The organism is Priestia sp. SIMBA_032 (assembly GCF_046535215.1).
Taxonomy (GTDB): domain Bacteria; phylum Bacillota; class Bacilli; order Bacillales; family Bacillaceae_H; genus Priestia; species Priestia aryabhattai.
This window is the reverse complement of record NZ_JAWRXD010001028.1, coordinates 1-258: the sequence shown is the minus strand read 5'-3', so window position 1 is coordinate 258 and position 258 is coordinate 1. Positions and strand designations below refer to the sequence as shown.

1 protein-coding gene is annotated in these 258 nt (G+C 62.4%); it reads left to right on the top strand.

The window, feature by feature from the left end; genetic code table 11:
• A partial coding sequence (locus SB717_RS37460; RefSeq protein ID WP_410908194.1) for a TRAP transporter large permease subunit occupies nt 1-207 on the top strand: 207 nt, incomplete at its 5' end.
• Between the last annotated feature and the right edge of the window lie 51 nt (nt 208-258).

The window sequence follows — 258 nt, the reverse complement described above, 5'->3', positions numbered from 1 at the left end:
ATGGAGATCGGCATGATCACGCCGCCGGTGGGCCTCAACCTCTTCGTCACCTCGGGCGTTGCGGGCATGCCGGTGCTGGACGTGGTCAGGGCGGCGCTGCCCTGGCTGGGCATCCTCTTCCTCTTCCTCATCATCGTCACCTACGTGCCCTGGATCTCCACGGTGCTGCCGACGGCGCTGATGGGGCCGGAGGTGATCGTCCAGTAGGACTAGAGCACTTTACACCCAAATTGAGTCAATTCTGTTTGCGAGCGGAGC